Raw genomic sequence first — 17,370 nt, 5'->3', positions numbered from 1 at the left:
TTCACTCGGACGCCGCGCTCCCTGCCGAGAGCACATTAACATCTTGGTCAGGCCGAACTGGCGGTGGACTATATCACTGCTCATACAGTGCGCCCAAGGCCAAAGCCTGCGCAGTTCAGCTTACCGACAAGCAAAAAGCCGTCGCTTTGAGTGTTTGGCGGGGCTCGCCGGAAGAATGCATGACGAACAAACGTGAGGGATTTGATCAATACCGCTATAATCGCCCCCTTTTCATCAGGCTATTTGATTTCAGACATGAGCCAGTCCAACGACCTCATTCAATCCGCACAGCGTACGATTCGCCTTGAGCTTGAAGCCGTACAGGGCTTGCTGGCCCAGATCGGCCCGGATTTCGTACGTGCCTGCGAGATGATTTTGGCCAGCAAAGGCCGAGTAGTCGTGGTAGGCATGGGCAAGTCCGGGCACATCGGTAACAAAATTGCCGCAACCCTGGCCAGCACCGGCACCACGTCGTTCTTCGTGCACCCCGCCGAGGCCAGCCACGGCGACATGGGCATGATCACCCGCGACGACATCATCCTCGCCCTGTCGAACTCCGGCTCCACCCACGAAATCATTACCCTGCTGCCGTTGATCAAGCGCCTGGGCATCCAACTGATCAGCCTGACCGGCAACCCTGACTCGGCACTGGCCAAGGCCGCCGAGGTGAATCTCAATGTGCACGTCGAGCACGAGGCCTGCCCCCTGAACCTGGCACCGACCTCATCGACTACCGCTGCGCTGGTCATGGGCGATGCCTTGGCTGTTGCCCTGCTGGAAGCTCGCGGCTTTACCGCCGAGGATTTCGCCTTTTCCCACCCCGGCGGAGCACTGGGCCGGCGCTTGCTACTGAAAGTGGAAAACGTCATGCACGACGGCCAGGAACTGCCGCAAGTCGTACGCGGCACCCCCCTCAAGTACGCCCTGATGGAAATGACCCGCAAGGGCCTGGGCATGACCGTGGTCCTGGAACCCGACGGCAAGCTGGCGGGGATTTTCACCGACGGCGACCTGCGTCGCACCCTGGACCGGGCGATCGACATCCATCAAGCGATCATCGATGACGTCATGACCCACCACGGCAAGACCGCGCGCGCAGAGATGCTCGCCGCCGAAGCCCTGAAAATCATGGAAGACCATAAAATCAGTGCACTGGTCGTGGTCGACAGCGAGGACCGCCCCGTGGGCGCCTTGAACATGCACGACTTGCTGCGTGCCGGGGTAATGTAATGAACGACGATCTGCTCAAACGCGGCGCAAACATCAAGCTGGCAGTCTTCGACGTCGATGGCGTACTGACGGATGGACGCCTGTACTTCCTCGAAGATGGCAGTGAGTTCAAGACGTTCAACACCCTCGACGGCCAGGGCATCAAGATGCTCATGGCCACCGGCGTAACAACGGCCATCATCAGTGGGCGCAAGACCCCGGTCGTGGAGCGACGCGCCAAGAACCTCGGCATCCCGCACCTGTATCAGGGTCGCGAGGACAAACTTGTGGTACTTGACGGCCTGTTGGCTGAACTGGGCCTAAACTACGAACAGGTCGCCTACCTGGGCGACGACCTGCCAGACCTGCCGGTCATTCGCCGCGTCGGATTGGGCATGGCCGTTGCCAACGCTGCCAGCTTCGTGCGCGAGCACGCCCATGGCATTACCCAAGCCCGTGGCGGCGAAGGTGCCGCCCGTGAATTCTGCGAACTGATCCTGCGCGCCCAAGGCAACCTAGAAGCGGCCAACGCCGCGTACCTGTGAGCCCTTTATGCTGAGTAAAAAGTTTCGCAACATTGTGCTCTTTACCGCGATTGCTGCGCTGTTCGCGGCAGTAGGCTACTGGAACATCAGCCCCGAGCGCTTCCTCGACAAGCCCGTCGCAACCGTCAACGAAAGCGAAATCGACTACTACGCCACCAATGCCCGTAGCGTGCAGTACCTGCCAGACGGCAGGCTGCAATACGACCTGACATCGGACAAAGTCGAACACCTCAAGGCCAGCGACGTCACCCTGTTGACCAACCCTGACCTGAATATGTTTCGCGGCACCGAATTCCCCTGGCACGTCCAGAGCAAGCGTGGCGAAGTCAATTCAGGTGGCACCGAGGTTGAGCTGATTGATGCGGTACGCATTGCGCGCACCGATGAAAAGAATCGCACGATGGTCATTACCAGCAGCCGCATGACAGTATTCCCGCAGCAGCAATATGCGCAGACCCAGCAAGCCGTTAGAATCGACGGTGCTAATGGTGTATCGACCGGCGTTGGCATGAAAGCGTACCTGAAGGAAAGCAGGATACACCTGCTATCGAACGTAAGAGGACAGTATGAGGCTCGTTAAAACCCTCCCTATTTTGCTCAGTCTGGGCGCAGCACTGGGAAGCGTGAGCGCCTGGGCCCTGCCGAACGATAGCGAACAACCTATCCGCATTCAGGCTGACGACGCTCAACTGGACGACAAGCAAGGCATCGCCACCTACAAGGGTGATGTGATCATCACCCAGGGCTCGATGAAGGTTCTCGGCAACACCGTGACCATCACCCGCACCAAGGACGGCCAAATCGATGTCGTGACGTCGGTGGGCAACCTGGCGTACTTCGAACAGAAGCAGAAGGCCACCGACGTGCAGCCCGTCAAGGGCTATGGCAAGACCATCCAGTACCATGCCCAGCAGAATCGCATCGTGCTGATCGATCGGGCCAAAGTGATCAACAGCGATGGCGGCACCACAGAAGGCGAGAAAATCGTCTACGACACCGCCAAGCAGATTGCCCAAGCGGGTCGCGCCAACGGCACTTCGGTCACCACACCTCAGCCTCGAATCGACATGATGATCCCGGCGAAGCAAAAAACCGACGAGAATAAGGCCCACTAATGGCAACTCTGAAAGCTCAGCATCTGGCCAAGAGCTACAAGAGCCGCCAGGTCGTGCGTGACGTCAGCCTGTCCATCGACAGCGGCCAGATCGTCGGCCTGCTGGGCCCGAACGGCGCCGGCAAGACCACCTGCTTCTACATGATCGTTGGCCTGGTCCAGGCCGATCAGGGCCGCGTCCTGATCGATGACCTGGATGTCAGCCACCAGCCCATGCACGGTCGCGCCCGAGCCGGCATCGGTTATCTTCCGCAAGAAGCGTCGATCTTCCGCAAACTGTCGGTAGCCGACAACATCATGGCCATCCTCGAAACCCGCAAGGAACTCGACAAGGCCGCTCGTCGCAAAGAACTGGAAAGCCTGCTCCAGGAGTTCCACATCAACCATATTCGCGACAACCTGGGCATGAGCCTGTCCGGTGGCGAACGTCGCCGCGTGGAAATCGCTCGCGCCCTGGCCACTGCACCCAAGTTCATCCTGCTCGACGAACCCTTCGCCGGCGTGGACCCGATCTCGGTAGGTGACATCAAGCAGATCATCCACCACCTCAAGGCCAAGGGCATCGGCGTCCTGATCACCGACCACAACGTGCGCGAGACCCTGGACATCTGCGAGACCGCCTACATCGTCAACGACGGCCAACTGATTGCCGAAGGCGATGCCGAAACCATCCTGGCCAACGAGCTGGTCAAGGAAGTGTATCTGGGCCACGAGTTCCGACTCTAAGCACGCAAGGCCCGAGCCAGTCGCCTGGACGCAATGTCAATGAATCCATGAATGTTTTTATTGTCGCGGCGCTCTAGGCAAACACTTCAGTTTCAGGCATATAATTTGCTTAAGTTTGGCGCCTCGGCGCCCTGTAGTGGATGGCGCACGTGCGCCGGCGAATAAGGTGTTAAGCCCCAGCCATGAAACCATCGCTAGTCTTGAGAATGGGCCAGCAGCTGACGATGACACCGCAGCTGCAACAGGCCATCCGCCTGCTCCAATTGTCGACCCTGGACCTGCAGCAGGAAATCCAGGAAGCATTGGAGTCCAATCCGATGCTCGAACGCCAGGAAGAAGGCGACGACTTCGATAACGCCGACCCGATGGCGGACAACATCGAGCACAAACCCAATACCGACATCCAGGAACCCTCCTACCAGGAAACCGCCCCCACGGTGGATAACCTCGAGGAAGGCGAATGGAACGAGCGCATCCCGAACGAACTGCCCGTCGACACCGCCTGGGAAGACGTCTACCAGACCAGCGCCAGCAGCCTGCCCAGCAACGATGACGACGAGTGGGACTTCACCACCCGCACCTCGGTCGGTGAAAGTCTGCAAAGCCACCTGCTCTGGCAACTGAACCTGGCACCGATGTCCGACACCGACCGGCTGATCGCCGTAACCCTGATCGACTGCATCAACACCCAGGGCTACCTGGACGAAACCCTCGAAGAGATTCTCGAGGCGTTCGACCCGGAACTGGACATCGAACTGGACGAGATCGAAGCCGTCCTGCATCGCATCCAGCAATTCGAACCCGCCGGTATCGGCGCTCGCAACCTGGGTGAATGCCTGTTGCTGCAATTGCGCCAACTGCCCGCCAAGACCCCTTGGCTGGCAGAAGCCAAGCGCCTGGTCAGCGACTACATCGACTTACTCGGCAGCCGCGACTACAGCCAGCTCATGCGCCGCATGAAGCTCAAGGAAGACGAACTGCGCCAGGTCATCGAACGGGTGCAAAGCCTCAACCCGCGTCCGGGCTCGCAAATCGAGTCGAGTGAAGCCGAGTACGTGGTTCCCGACGTGATCGTGCGCAAGGACAACGAGCGTTGGCTTGTCGAACTGAACCAGGAGTCGGTACCGCGACTGCGGGTCAACCCGCAATATGCAGGTTTCGTCCGTCGCGCCGATACCAGCGCCGACAACACCTTCATGCGCAATCAGTTGCAGGAAGCACGCTGGTTCATCAAGAGCCTGCAGAGCCGCAACGAAACCCTGATGAAAGTGGCCACCCAGATCGTCGAACACCAACGCGGCTTTCTCGAGTATGGCGATGAAGCCATGAAGCCCCTGGTGCTGCATGACATCGCTGAAGCGGTTGGCATGCACGAGTCGACCATTTCACGGGTGACCACGCAAAAATTCATGCATACCCCACGGGGTATCTATGAGTTGAAATACTTTTTCTCCAGCCACGTCAGCACCTCCGAGGGCGGCGAATGCTCGTCCACGGCGATCCGCGCGATCATCAAAAAACTGGTCGCGGCGGAAAATCAGAAAAAGCCGTTGAGTGACAGCAAGATCGCTGGTTTACTGGAGGCACAAGGCATTCAGGTGGCCCGCCGTACAGTCGCCAAATACCGTGAATCCCTCGGGATTTCGCCCTCCAGCGAACGGAAGCGGTTGATGTAGGCTGGACCACGTTACAGCGTTCCAGTGGCAGGCATTTCGGCCTGCCGCTTTATGCACTGGCAACGAAGGAGAAGCTGTATGCAAGTCAACATCAGTGGACACCAACTGGAAGTAACCGAACCTCTGCGGGCCTACATCGGCGAAAAACTCGACCGACTGGAGCGCCACTTCGACAAGATCACCAACGTGCAGGTCACGATGACGGTCGAGAAGCTTTTGCAGAAGATCGAAGCCACACTGCATATTCACGGTGGAGAGGTCGTCGCCAACGCCGAGCATAACGACATGTATGCTGCGATTGACCTGCTGACCGACAAACTGGATCGCCAACTCAAAAAGCATAAGGAAAAGACCCAGAGCCTCCTCCAGGGCGCGACCGGTCGTTAACACCCCCAACCCATGATCCGACTTGAAAACATCCTGACCCCCGGCCGTTCCTTGGTGAACGTGCCGGGCGGCAGTAAAAAACGCGCACTCGAGCAAATTGCCAACCTGATCGCCCGGGAAGTCCCGGATCTGGAGATGCAAGATGTCTTCGAGGCCCTGATTGCCCGTGAAAAACTCGGCTCGACCGGTTTTGGCAACGGCATCGCCATCCCTCACTGTCGCCTCAAAGGCTGCGAGTCGCCCATCAGCGCCTTGATGCACCTGGATGCGCCTATTGATTTCGACGCCATCGACGGCGCTCCGGTGGACCTGCTGTTTGTATTGCTGGTGCCCCAGGCCGCTACCGATGCGCACCTGGAACTGCTTCGCCAGATCGCCAGCATGCTGGACCGCAAGGAAGTGCGTGATCGCCTGCGCAGCGCTACCAGCAATGAAGCCTTGTACCAGGTTGTCCTGGATGAGCAGAACGGTCACTAATCATGCGCCTGATCATTGTCAGCGGCCGTTCCGGCTCCGGTAAAAGCACTGCCCTCGATGTACTGGAGGACAACGGCTACTACTGCATCGACAACCTGCCCGCCGGCTTGCTGCCTGAGCTGGCTGAACGCGCACTGATCCACAATGAGCTGGCACAGCCGCTGGTGGCGGTGTCCATCGATGCGCGCAACCTGCCCAGTCACCTGACTCGCTTTCCCGAACTGCTGGAAGAAGTCCGCAGCCGGCACATCCAATGCGATGTGCTGTACCTGGACGCCGACGAAGAGACCCTGCTCAAGCGTTTCTCCGAAACCCGCCGCCGCCACCCGCTGAGCAGTGCCAATCGCTCGCTGGCCGAAGCCATTCAGGATGAAACCCACCTGCTGGGGCCGATTGCCGACCTGGCCGACCTCAAGGTCAACACCACCAACCTGAACCTGTACCAGTTGCGCGACACCATCAAGTTGCGCCTACTGAACCAGCCGGAACCAGGGACCGCGTTCCTGGTCGAGTCGTTTGGCTTCAAGCGCGGTATGCCCGTCGACGCCGACCTGGTATTCGATGTGCGCTGCCTGCCCAATCCCTACTGGAAGCCAGAACTGCGCGCCCAGTCGGGACTTGATCAACCCGTGGCCGACTACCTGGCTGCCCAACCGGACGTCGAAGAAATGTTCCAGGACATTTCCAGCTACCTGCTCAAATGGCTACCCCGCTTTGCCGCCAGCAATCGCGCCTATGTCACGATTGCCATCGGCTGCACCGGCGGGCATCACCGCTCCGTCTACCTGACCGAACGCCTGGGTCAGCTCCTGCAAAAAACCTTGAAGAACGTCCAGGTCCGCCACCGCGACCTTAGCTAAAGGATTCACACCGCGATGCCTGCTCTGGAAATCGAAATCATCAACAAACTGGGCCTGCACGCCCGGGCGTCCGCCAAGTTCGTCGGCGTTGCCGGCCAGTTTCCCTGCCAGATCCGGGCTGGTCGCACGCCCGAGTCCATGGTCGACGGCAAGAGCATCATGGCGATGATGATGCTGGCTGCTGGCAAAGGCACCAAGATTCATCTGAAGACTGAAGGCGAGCAGGAACAGGAAGCGTTGGACGCGCTCGCGGCGCTGATCAACAACTTCTTCGACGAAGGCGAGTAGCCCTCCCCCAACGCGGCATCCATCACCTGGGTCTTCCCAACCACTGCCAAAGCGCGTCGGGGCGGCCTTGCTGAAGGCATCCTTGAAGGTGTCGAACCCGCCCAGTTGCTCGTCGATGGCCCAGGCGCGCCACCGGCCACTCGGCAAACGCGGTACCTTCAACGGTGGCAAGGCCTACCACAGCGTAATGCTGCTCACTTAAACAACCGGTTGCTCGCCACGGGTGTTGCTTCGGTATCGGGACGCCCTTAAGTGAGCGGGACTATTCCCACGGCCGGCTTCCCATCGCGCATAAAAAAGCGCACGACTCAATGAGGCGTGCGCTTTTTGATCCAGCGGTATCGGATCAGCTGCCGGCGACGGTCATTCGCTCGATCAACACCGAACCGGTGCGGATGTTGCTGCGCAGCTCCAGGTCATTGCCCACGGCAACGATCTGCTGGAACATGTCGCGCATGTTGCCGGCGATGGTCACTTCCTGGACCGCGAACTGGATCTCACCGTTCTCGACCCAGTACCCCGCCGCGCCACGAGAGTAGTCACCGGTGACCATGTTCAGGCCCTGCCCCATCAGCTCTGTCACCAGCAAACCACGCCCCATGCGCCGCAGCAGCGCGGCCTGGTCTTCATCGCCGTGGGTGACGAACAGATTGTGCACGCCACCGGCGTTGGCGGTACTCGGCATACCGAGCTTGCGTCCGGAATAGGTGCCCAGCACGTAAGACACCAACTCGCCCTTTTCGACGAACGGTTTGGCATAGGTCGCCAGGCCGTCGCCGTCGAACGAGGAGCTGCCCATGGCGCGCATCAGGTGCGGGCGCTCATCGATGGTCAACCATTCAGGGAACAGTCTCTGCCCCAGAGCCCCTTCAAGGAACGACGATTTGCGGTACAGGTTGCCACCCGAGATCGCCCCCAGGAAACTGCCGAACAAACCGCCCGCCAGCTCCGCCGAAAACAGCACAGGCACTTCGCAGGTCGGTACCGGACGGGCGCCCAGGCGGCTGGCCGCCCGTTGCGCCGCTCGTTGGCCGATGCTCACCGGATCCGCCAGCAAGCTGCCCTGGCGATTGACGTCGTACCAGTAGTCGCGCTGCATCTGGCCATCGGCTTCGGCGATCATCACGCAGCTCAGGCTATGGCGCGTCGAGGCATAGCCACCGATAAAACCATGGCTGTTGCCATACACCCGGCAACCCTGGTGAGTACTCAAGGTGGTGCCATCGGCGTTCTTGATCCGGCTGTCGGTGGCAAATGCCGCCGCTTCACAGGCCAGGGCTTTCTCGATGGCCTGCTCAGGGGTAATGTCCCACGCGTGGAACAGATCGAAGTCCTGCAGGTCGCGCGCCATCAAGGCCGCATCGGCCAGCCCCGAATGTTCATCTTCAGAGGTGTGCTTGGCGATGGCCAGCGCGGCGGCGACCGTCTCGCGAATCGCCTCCGGGCCACTGGCCGAGGTGCTGGCCGAGCCTTTGCGCTGGCCAACGTACAAGGTGATGCCAAAGCCCTGGTCGCGGTTGAATTCGACCGTCTCCACTTCCCGCTGGCGCACCGACGTCGACAGCCCCTGCTCCAGAGACACAGCCACTTCGCAGGCGCTGGCGCCCTGGCGCTTGGCTTCGGCGATGATCTGCTCGACTTGCTCTTGCAGTGCCGGCAACGCTTTCGGGCCGACGCTTTCAACTGCACTCATGCTGTTCTCCACTCAAATTCTGCTTTCGGTTAAGGCCATCGAGCGACCGGGCCGGACAAGCGGCCCCCGACTGGTTATCATGGCGGCGATTCTTTGCGGACGGCCACCATGGTTGATTCTTACGACGACTCCCTCGATACGGGAGAAAAAAGCAAAACTCAGGTCAAACGCGAGCTGCATGCTCTGGTTGACCTCGGCGAGCGCCTTACCACACTCAAACCTGCCTTGCAGGCGAAACTGCCCTTGACCGACGCCATGCGCCGGGCCTTGGCCGACGCGCCCAAGCACACCGCGAATATCGCGCGTAAACGGCACCTCATGTTCATCGGCAAACTGATGCGCGATCAGGACACTGACGCCATTCTGGTCCTGCTCGATCAACTCGATGCCTCCACTCGCCAGTACAACGAACGCTTCCACGGTCTGGAACGCTGGCGCGATCGCTTGATCGCTGGCGACGATGCCGTACTGGAAAAGTTCTTCATCGAGTACCCGGACGCGGACCGCCAGCAATTGCGCTCCATGATCCGTCAGGCCCAGCACGAGGTTGCGCAAAACAAACCTCCTGCTTCCAGCCGTAAAATCTTCAAGTACATCCGTGAGCTGGACGAGACTCAACGCGGTCTGCGTTAAGTCCCGAATCGGGTGAGTCGCCACGCGGCTCACCCGAAGCTCCATCCCCTACGCGCCCGTGCCTCCGACGGTGATCGCGTCGATTTTCAGGGTTGGCTGGCCGACACCCACCGGCACCGACTGACCATCCTTGCCGCACGTGCCCACACCGCTGTCCAACGACAGGTCGCTACCGACCATCGATACCCGGCTCATCGCTTCCGGCCCGTTACCAATCAACGTCGCACCCTTGACCGGCGCGGTAATCTTGCCGTCTTCGATCAGGTACGCCTCGCTGGTGGAGAACACGAACTTGCCGCTGGTGATATCGACCTGGCCACCGCCGAGGCTGGCGCAGTAGATGCCCTTCTTCACCGAGGCGATGATTTCCGCCGGATCGCTTTCACCAGCCAGCATGTAGGTGTTGGTCATGCGCGGCATCGGCAAGTGCGCATAGGACTCGCGACGACCATTGCCGGTACGCGCCACGCCCATCAGGCGTGCGTTGAGCTTGTCCTGCATGTAGCCCTTGAGCACGCCGTTTTCGATCAGCGTGGTGCATTCGGTCGGGGTGCCCTCGTCGTCGACACTCAGTGAGCCCCGGCGACCGGCCAGGGTGCCGTCATCGACGATGGTGCACAACTTGGACGCGACCATTTCGCCCATGCGCCCGCTGTAGGCCGAACTGCCCTTGCGGTTGAAGTCGCCTTCCAGGCCGTGGCCCACCGCTTCGTGCAGCAAGACCCCGGACCAGCCCGAGCCCAGCACCACGGGAAAGGTCCCGGCCGGTGCCGGGATGGCTTCCAGGTTGACCAACGCCTGGCGCAACGCCTCACGGGCGTAGCCCATGGCGCGATCTTGCGCGAGGAAGTAGCGATAGTCGGTACGCCCGCCGCCGCCATGGCCACCGCGCTCGCGACGGCCGTTCTGCTCGACGATCACACTGACGTTAAAGCGCACCAGCGGACGCACATCCGCCGCCAGCCCACCATCGGTGGAGGCCACCAGTATCCGTTCCCAGACCCCGGCCATGCTCACCGTGACTTGCTGGATACGCGGATCGAGTGCACGGGTCGCGGCGTCGACCTGCTTGAGCAGCTCGACTTTCTCGGCACGCGTCATCACTTCCAGCGGGTTATCGGGCGCGTAGAGCTGGGCGACATCCTGGGTGGTGAAGGCCTGCACCGTGCCGTTCTGCCCGGCACGGGAGATCGAACGCGCCGCGCGGGCCGCCAAGCCCAGGGCTTCGAGGGTGATCGCGTTGCTGTAGGCAAACCCGGTCTTTTCACCGGACTGCGCACGCACGCCGACGCCTTGGTCGAGGTTGAAGCTGCCTTCCTTGACGATGCCGTCTTCCAGCGCCCAGGACTCGGAAATCTGTCCCTGGAAATACAGGTCGGCGGCATCGATGCCCGGGCCGGCCAGATCGCCTAGCACACTTTGCAGGCTCTCGATGGTCACGCCACCCGGCGCTAGCAGATGTTCACTGACTGAGGACAACAACTCGCTCATAGGTTTACGCCTTAATTCAACGTTCTGAAGCAGGTCGCTGTGCGCCCTGCGAGAAAAAGCGCCGGTGACTGGACACCGGCATCCGCGCCCGAATGGACGCCTGTTCGCTGCTATCGCGTTCGGCCAGCAGCACGGCCTCGCCTTGATCCTGTTGCGCCAGCACGCGCCCCCACGGGTCGACAATCGCCGCATGGCCGAAGGTCTCACGCGGCCCCGGGTGAGTACCACCCTGGGCGGCCGCCAGCACATAGCACTGGGTCTCGATGGCCCGCGCGCGGATCAGCACCTCCCAATGAGCCGCCCCCGTCACCGCGGTAAAGGCCGACGGCGCGGTGATCAACTCGGCCCCGGCTGCCCGCAACTCGCTGTACAGCTCCGGGAACCGCAGGTCATAGCAAACCGTCAGGCCCACTCGGCCGACCGGGGTATCCGCCACGACCACCGTGCTGCCATAAGCATAGTCATCTGACTCGCGATAGCGCCCGCGAGGGTCGGCAACATCGACATCAAACAAATGCAGCTTGTCGTAGCGTGCGACCGTCTGGCCATGCTCATCGATCAGCAACGAGCAGGCATTGGCCTTGCCCTGGGGTTGATCCGGCGGTGGCAGCGGCAACGTGCCGCCGACTATCCATAACTTGAGGTCGCGAGCGGTCTGTTTCAACCAGGGCAGGATCGGACCTTCGCCCAGCGCTTCGGCGCGCCCGAGGTCGGCAATGTCGCGCCGACCCATGGCCGCGAAGTTTTCCGGCAGCACCGCCAGCCGTGCACCGCCGGCGGCGGCGTGTTCGAGCAAGTCCCGGGCCCGGGCCAGATTGGCCAGCACATCGCTCTGGCTGACCATTTGAATCACCGCGACAGACATGGTGCGCTCCGCATCAGGTAGGCCGCCATGCTACTCCATAGGCTTGGGTCGTGCGTCCGGAAACACCACTCAAAAAGGCTTTTCAAAGGTGATTTTCGGCTCTTTCACCGGTCCCTTGACGGTGTACTTGACGCTGGCGAAACGCGCTACGCGATCCCCGATCAACTTATCGATCAGGAACAGCGCCCCGCCCACCGCCGGTGCCCCGACGATCAGCGCGGCAATTGGCAGGTTGTTGGTCAACGGCAATGTCACCATCAGCTTGGCATCGACCCGGTCGCGCACCATGTCCAGCGTGCCATTGAGTTCCAGGTTGCTCGACGGTCCGGTCAGGACGATCGGCTCACGGGTCACGTAGACGCCATCGCTGGCGACCAACAGGCCCTTGACCCGGTCGTAGCTCAGGCCTTTGCCGAACAGGTCCGAGAAGTCCAGGCGCAAGCGGCGGCCAATCGAGTTGAAGTTGAGCAGGCCGAACACCCGCAGCGCCTGGGCGCCGCCTTCGACTTCGACGAATTGCCCCTTGTTCAGCGAGGCATCCAGGCTCCCGGAGAAACGCTTGAGGCCGACCCAGGCAGGCGATCCAGGCCAGCGCCCGTCGATGTCCAGGTGGAAGTTATCGCTGGTGACCGTCGGCGCAAAGCCCCAGCCCTTGAGCACATCCCCCAGGTTCTTGCCTTCGAGGCGGCCTTTGTACCAACTGCTGGTCGCCCCCGCCGTGCCTTCCCAGCCACCGGCGCCCTTCAACTCCATGCCCTTGAGTCCCAGGTCCATGCTGTTGAAGGCGATGCCCTTGGCAATCGGCCGCACCTTGAGTGACCAGGCACCCATCAGGTCGTTGCCCTGGAAGATCTGGTCAATGCGGATATCCAGCGCCGGGATTTTAGTCGGGTCGACCGAGGCCAACGGGTCCGGCGCATTTTCATCGGCCTGCACCGCAGGGTCCGGCGCCGGCAAGCGCACGTACTGCAGGTTCACCGCAATGGGGGCCGCCTTGGCATCCGGCAGTCCCACGCTACCTTTGACCTGCTGGCTATCGAGTTGCAAGGTCCAGGCGGACGGTTTTCGCGTGGCCTGCAAGCGCGCCTGATCCAGGGTAGTGCCAAACCCGATGAGCTTGCCCACCTTGAAGTCGGCGCTGCTGAGCAACTGCTTGGCACTGCCGCTGGGGTCCTGGCCGGCATACTTGTCCACCAAGGCGTTCCAGGGCTCGATATCCAGCTCGGACAGCACACCGCGAATGCGCAGGCCCTTGCCGCCCGGCAACACCGCGTTGCCCGCGCCCAGGAACAACTCACCGCGCCCGTCGACAAAACTCGTCGCCGGAGCGGCGAAGGTAAAGTCCGCCAAGTCGCCATAATCGAGCCAGTAACGCCGCTCCGCGCCCTCCAGGGTCATGCGAAACACCGTGTCACGCCCTTGCGCGGCGCTCATGCCAAACGGCGCAGGCAGGTCGACGGCGACCCCCTTGAGGCTGGAGCTGACCATCAACTGGCTGTCGGCACCGTCAAGGTTGAGTTGCAGTTGATACGGAATGTCGCCGGAGACCGGCAGCGGCTGGCTGACTTTCAACCAGTCCGTGAGTTTCTTCACCGTCACCTGGCCCTTGGCCGTGACACGGGTGTTGAGCTTGCCCGCGCGGCCATCGGCAAAGATCTGCGCGGTGATCGGCCGGTCAAACGCCTGCGCGCTGATGTTCTGCCCGCTCAGGCCCTTAGCGCTGTCAAACAGGAAGTCGCCCTTGAGCTGAGTCAGCTCAAGCTCTGGGTCCTTGAGCTTCAAGCGCGCCTTGGCAGTCTTGAAGTCGACCACGATCTTTGGATCGATGCCGTGCTCCAACGGGATGTCGAGCTTGATCTTGCCCTTCAACTCACCGTCACCCTGCCAGCCGGCGAAGGTCGGACCGGTACCAATCGGCGCGTCCTGGAGAATCTTCAGGCCATCGCCCAGGCCACCGGCAAAGTCGCCGTCAATCAACATATGGCTGCTCTGCCCGGCCGGCACATGGGGAATATTGACGTAGACATCGCGCACCTGGGTGTCGAGCAGTTGCCCCTTGCTCGCCAGGATCCGCACGCCGCTGTCTTCGACGAACACATCGCCGCTGACCTTGCTGACGTGGGGCCAGCCGGGCTGAAAGGCCAGTTCGGCATCATGCACCTTGAAGAACAGGCTGATGCTGCGCGCCGCGTCCACCGCGTCATGGCTCAGCGAGCCCTGGTACTGGAAGAAGCCCTGGTCGACCGCGCCCTTGATGATCGCCGTGCGCAACCACTCATCCAGCGCCGGGCTCAACACCGTGGGCAGGTACTTGGCGGTGTAACGGCCATCGCCGTCCACCAGCCCCACCCGCAGGTCCATGTAGTCTTCCTGGCTGTGGTCGAAGTGCAGGCGGATCAGGAAGTCGCCGGCAATCTTGCCCTCTTCGCCCAGTACCTTCAGGTACGGTGCAATCAGGGTGAAACCTTGTTGATCGAGCTTCCAGGTCAGCCGCGCATTGGCCTGGATGTACTGCCAGGGCTTGGCGAATATCGGGGCCAGGTGCAGGGAAAAATCCTTGCTGTCCATGCGCAGTTCGCCCTGCCCCAGGTCACCGCTGATGCTGCCGGACACATTGCGCGCAGCCGGTGCGCCGGAATAGGCGTCGAAGCCGACACGCTCCAGGTTGGCGGCAAAGCTGAGTTTCTGATCACCGGCATTCTGCGGACGGAAATCGAGCAGCACATTGCGCAGGCCACCCGTCACCTTCAGGTGGTCGATGGTCTTGGCCAGGCCGTCAGGCAGCGGGACCAGCGCTTGCAGCACCGGCGTCACGGGAGTCAGGTCAAGGTAGTCGGCCTGCAGCTTCCACACTTCTTCGGTGCTGGCCGTCGCCAGGGTCTGCTTGAGTTGCAGGCGGGTTTCCCAACGCGTTGGCCCCAGGTTCAGGGCCAGCGAATCGGCCACCACCTCCAGCCCCGCCGACGTGCGCTGCACGTAGGCATTCAGGGCCAGATTGGTGAGCGTGACGGGTTTGCGGTCGGCGTAGGCACCGTTGATCTTGGGCGCATTCAGGCGCACGGCAGCGCTCTGCAACTGGCCTTTGTCCCAGTTCAACCAGAACTCGCCGCCAGCGTTGAGCTCGGAGAACTTCCACTGTTGGGTGAGCCGGGTCGGCAACCAGCGTGACCAATCACTTTGCGGCAGGCTCAGGTAAGCATCGACTTGCCCATCCTGCCACTGGCTGGCGCGAATCCGGGTGCGCAGGCTCATCGCCAACGGCTGGCCATCCGGCAAGGTCAGCCGGGCGTCGAGACGTTGGCGACTGGCGCCGGTCTTGAGGCTCAGGCCGACATACGTCAGGGTCAACGGTGGCTGGTCGAGTGGCTGCAGGGTGATCTGGCTATCGAGTATGGAAAGCTGGGCCACCGCCTGCATCTGATTGAGCAATTGCCCGGGGTCCAGCGGCTGGTCCTGCTGCACGGGCAGGCCTTCGAGCAGCCATTGGCCGTCCGCGCCTTCCTTGAGGTTGATCTTCAGCCCGTTGAGCTCAAGGTGGTCGATGCGTACCGCGCGCGCCAGCAGGCTGGCCCACACATCCGGCACCACCCGCACCTGATCCAGGTGCAGGGCATTGGCGCCCTCGCCGACCATCACGTCATGGGCCAATAGGATCGGGGCCATGCCGCTCCAGCGACCTTCCAGGCTACCGACCTGTAACGGCATACCCAGGGCTTCGCGCGCCTTGGCTTCAACCTCGACACGGTACTCGGCCACAAACGGCACAAATTCGCGCCCCAGGTTGACGTACAGCGCAACCAGCACCAACAGCAAGGCACAGAGGCCAAGCCCCCAGCGGGTAAGCGCACCTAGAATACGCATCAGACGCTCCATGTCAGTGGGCCCTCAAGGTGAACACATGCGCTAGACAGCGGATCAGAGCAACACCACGTCGTACTGTTCCTGGGAATACATGGTCTCGACCTGGAAACGGATAGTACGTCCGATAAACCCTTCGAGCTCCGCGACATTGCCTGATTCTTCATCCAGCAGGCGATCCACCACTTTCTGATTGGCCAGTACGCGGTAGCCTTCAGCCTGATAGGCACGTGCCTCACGCAGGATTTCGCGAAAAATCTCGTAACACACGGTTTCCGGGGTCTTGAGCTTGCCCCGCCCCTGGCAACTGCTGCACGGCTCGCAGAGCACCTGCTCAAGACTCTCGCGGGTGCGCTTGCGCGTCATCTGCACCAGGCCCAACTCGGTGATACCGATGATGTTGGTCTTGGCGTGATCACGTTCCAGCTGTTTCTCCAGGGTCCGCAACACCTGGCGTTGATGTTCTTCATCTTCCATGTCGATAAAGTCGATGATGATGATCCCGCCCAGGTTGCGCAGGCGTAATTGCCGGGCAATCGCCGTCGCGGCTTCCAGGTTCGTCTTGAAGATCGTCTCTTCAAGGTTACGGTGGCCGACGAACGCACCGGTGTTGACGTCGATGGTGCTCATGGCTTCGGCCGGGTCAACCACCAGGTAACCACCGGACTTGAGTGGCACCTTGCGTTCGAGGGCTTTCTGGATTTCGTCTTCGACGCCATACAGGTCAAAAATCGGCCGCTCGCCGGGGTAGTGCTCCAGGCGATCAGCAATCTCCGGCATCAATTCGGCGACGAACTGCGTGGTCCTCTGGAAGGTTTCCCGCGAGTCGATGCGAATCTTCTCGATCTTCGGACTGACCAGGTCACGCAGGGTGCGCAGCGCCAGGCCGAGGTCTTCATAGATCACCGTGGGGGCGCCGACGGTCTTGATCTGCGCGCCGATCTGGTCCCACAGGCGGCGCAGGTAGCGGATGTCCATCAGGATTTCATCCGCACCGGCACCTTCGGCGGCGGTGCGCAGAATAAACCCGCCCGCTTCCTTGATACCTTCCTTGGCCACGCAATCGGTGACCACTTGCTTGAGGCGCTCGCGCTCGGCTTCGTCTTCGATCTTCAACGAAATGCCGACATGGGCGGTACGCGGCATGTACACCAGATAACGCGAGGGAATCGACAACTGGGTGGTCAAGCGCGCGCCCTTGGAGCCAATCGGGTCCTTGGTGACTTGCACCACCAGGCTCTGGCCTTCGTGGACCAGCGCGCTGATGCTCTCCACCGCCGGGCCTTCGCGCAGGGAAATCTCCGAGGCATGGATAAACGCAGCCCGGTCCAGGCCGATATCGATGAACGCCGCCTGCATGCCGGGCAGGACCCGCACCACCTTGCCTTTGTAAATGTTGCCGACGATCCCGCGTTTTTGCGTGCGTTCGACATGCACTTCTTGCAACACACCGTTTTCGACCACCGCCACACGCGATTCCATCGGCGTGATGTTGATCAGAATCTCTTCACTCATGACAAGGTCTCGTTCAGGCATGTTCACGATTAT

16 protein-coding genes and 1 pseudogene are annotated in these 17,370 nt (G+C 61.3%); 11 read left to right on the top strand and 6 right to left on the bottom strand.

The window, feature by feature from the left end; translation table 11 throughout:
• Nucleotides 1–255 precede the first annotated feature (255 nt).
• The 10 genes from BMW74_RS00255 (at nucleotide 256) to BMW74_RS00210 (ending at nucleotide 7,282) form a co-directional block, all read left to right on the top strand.
• Nucleotides 256–1,230: a KpsF/GutQ family sugar-phosphate isomerase gene (locus tag BMW74_RS00255; protein ID WP_093411912.1), complete on the top strand. Its 975-nt coding sequence runs from the start codon at nucleotides 256–258 to the stop codon at nucleotides 1,228–1,230.
• A complete protein-coding gene (locus BMW74_RS00250) occupies nucleotides 1,230–1,754 on the top strand; it encodes a KdsC family phosphatase (protein ID WP_093411909.1) in 525 nt (174 codons plus the stop codon). Before BMW74_RS00255 ends, BMW74_RS00250 begins: the two co-directional genes overlap by 1 nt.
• 7 nt (nucleotides 1,755–1,761) lie before the next feature.
• A complete protein-coding gene (gene lptC / locus BMW74_RS00245; protein WP_093411906.1) occupies nucleotides 1,762–2,334 on the top strand; it encodes an LPS export ABC transporter periplasmic protein LptC in 573 nt (190 codons plus the stop codon).
• On the top strand, nucleotides 2,321–2,869 hold the full coding sequence (gene lptA / locus BMW74_RS00240) for a lipopolysaccharide transport periplasmic protein LptA (protein WP_093411903.1): 549 nt from the start codon (nucleotides 2,321–2,323) through the stop codon (nucleotides 2,867–2,869). The genes lptC and lptA overlap by 14 nt, the downstream gene beginning before the upstream one ends.
• On the top strand, nucleotides 2,869–3,594 hold the full coding sequence (gene lptB / locus BMW74_RS00235; protein WP_093411900.1) for an LPS export ABC transporter ATP-binding protein: 726 nt from the start codon (nucleotides 2,869–2,871) through the stop codon (nucleotides 3,592–3,594). Before lptA ends, lptB begins: the two co-directional genes overlap by 1 nt.
• 182 nt (nucleotides 3,595–3,776) lie before the next feature.
• The gene (locus BMW74_RS00230) at nucleotides 3,777–5,270 is read left to right on the top strand and encodes an RNA polymerase factor sigma-54 (RefSeq protein WP_093411897.1); all 1,494 of its coding nucleotides are present in this window, start codon (nucleotides 3,777–3,779) and stop codon (nucleotides 5,268–5,270) included.
• Nucleotides 5,271–5,348: 78 nt separating this feature from the next.
• Nucleotides 5,349–5,657, top strand: a complete 309-nt coding sequence (hpf, locus tag BMW74_RS00225) for a ribosome hibernation-promoting factor, HPF/YfiA family (protein WP_093411894.1) — start codon at nucleotides 5,349–5,351, stop codon at nucleotides 5,655–5,657.
• A 12-nt stretch (nucleotides 5,658–5,669) separates the two neighbouring features.
• A complete protein-coding gene (ptsN, locus tag BMW74_RS00220) occupies nucleotides 5,670–6,134 on the top strand; it encodes a PTS IIA-like nitrogen regulatory protein PtsN (RefSeq protein WP_093411891.1) in 465 nt (154 codons plus the stop codon).
• A gap of 2 nt (nucleotides 6,135–6,136) precedes the next feature.
• A complete protein-coding gene (gene rapZ / locus BMW74_RS00215) occupies nucleotides 6,137–6,994 on the top strand; it encodes an RNase adapter RapZ (RefSeq protein WP_093411888.1) in 858 nt (285 codons plus the stop codon).
• A 15-nt stretch (nucleotides 6,995–7,009) separates the two neighbouring features.
• Nucleotides 7,010–7,282, top strand: coding sequence for an HPr family phosphocarrier protein (locus tag BMW74_RS00210; RefSeq protein WP_093411884.1), 273 nt, complete (start codon nucleotides 7,010–7,012; stop codon nucleotides 7,280–7,282).
• A gap of 36 nt (nucleotides 7,283–7,318) precedes the next feature.
• Here the strand turns inward: BMW74_RS00210 and BMW74_RS24465 are convergent.
• Together BMW74_RS24465 and pmbA are read right to left on the bottom strand one after the other, a co-directional pair.
• Nucleotides 7,319–7,402, bottom strand: a pseudogene (locus tag BMW74_RS24465) (Fe-Mn family superoxide dismutase); the annotation flags it as partial.
• Between the two features lie 226 nt (nucleotides 7,403–7,628).
• On the bottom strand, nucleotides 7,629–8,975 hold the full coding sequence (pmbA, locus tag BMW74_RS00205) for a metalloprotease PmbA (protein ID WP_093411881.1): 1,347 nt from the start codon (nucleotides 8,973–8,975) through the stop codon (nucleotides 7,629–7,631).
• A gap of 108 nt (nucleotides 8,976–9,083) precedes the next feature.
• Here pmbA and yjgA point away from each other — a divergent pair, with 108 nt between their 5' ends.
• A complete protein-coding gene (gene yjgA / locus BMW74_RS00200; RefSeq protein ID WP_093411879.1) occupies nucleotides 9,084–9,608 on the top strand; it encodes a ribosome biogenesis factor YjgA in 525 nt (174 codons plus the stop codon).
• A 48-nt stretch (nucleotides 9,609–9,656) separates the two neighbouring features.
• Here the strand turns inward: yjgA and tldD are convergent, their stop codons facing one another.
• From tldD to rng, 4 genes are all read right to left on the bottom strand, one after another.
• Nucleotides 9,657–11,099, bottom strand: a complete 1,443-nt coding sequence (gene tldD / locus BMW74_RS00195) for a metalloprotease TldD (RefSeq protein ID WP_093411876.1) — start codon at nucleotides 11,097–11,099, stop codon at nucleotides 9,657–9,659.
• A gap of 16 nt (nucleotides 11,100–11,115) precedes the next feature.
• Complete coding sequence (locus BMW74_RS00190; RefSeq protein ID WP_093411875.1) at nucleotides 11,116–11,964, bottom strand: carbon-nitrogen hydrolase family protein; 849 nt, start codon at nucleotides 11,962–11,964, stop codon at nucleotides 11,116–11,118.
• 69 nt (nucleotides 11,965–12,033) lie between these two features.
• Nucleotides 12,034–15,837, bottom strand: coding sequence for a YhdP family protein (locus tag BMW74_RS00185; RefSeq protein ID WP_093411872.1), 3,804 nt, complete (start codon nucleotides 15,835–15,837; stop codon nucleotides 12,034–12,036).
• Nucleotides 15,838–15,879: 42 nt separating this feature from the next.
• A complete protein-coding gene (gene rng, locus BMW74_RS00180; protein ID WP_093411870.1) occupies nucleotides 15,880–17,337 on the bottom strand; it encodes a ribonuclease G in 1,458 nt (485 codons plus the stop codon).
• Nucleotides 17,338–17,370 lie beyond the last annotated feature (33 nt).

The sequence above is a fragment of the Pseudomonas sp. ok272 genome, assembly GCF_900109995.1.
Lineage (GTDB): Bacteria > Pseudomonadota > Gammaproteobacteria > Pseudomonadales > Pseudomonadaceae > Aquipseudomonas.
The sequence above is the reverse complement of the archived record's forward strand: the minus strand, read 5'-3'. Positions and strand labels throughout refer to the sequence as shown.